This is a genomic window from Psychrobacter sp. TB55-MNA-CIBAN-0194, from assembly GCF_040309505.1.
Taxonomy (GTDB): domain Bacteria; phylum Pseudomonadota; class Gammaproteobacteria; order Pseudomonadales; family Moraxellaceae; genus Psychrobacter; species Psychrobacter fozii.
Map to the genome: position 1 here is coordinate 1 of NZ_JBEOOW010000325.1, position 269 is coordinate 269.

General features: G+C 48.3%; 1 pseudogene. It reads left to right on the plus strand.

Annotation, left to right across the window (positions count from 1 at the left end):
* Positions 1-269, plus strand: a pseudogene (locus AAEY75_RS15325) (AOC03_06830 family ribosome hibernation factor); the annotation flags it as partial.

Genomic DNA, 269 nt, shown 5'->3' on the forward strand with positions numbered 1-269 from the left:
GAAGAGTACCGTACTTCATTACACCAAGCGGCCATGGGTGAAATTGATAAAGCTCGCGGTGCCAATATGTTGCAGACTGACTTACAAGAAGTCTATCGCAGCGCCTTCCAAGGAGCGGGCGAGACCCTCTATGTGCGCCGTGGTTATATACAATCTGCCAAGATTGACGAAAAAGCACAGACTTTAAGCATCGCTAATGATGCTGCTGCAGAAGGTGTCACAGATGATGCGATTGGTGAAATCATTGAGCACGTGATTCACAATGGCGG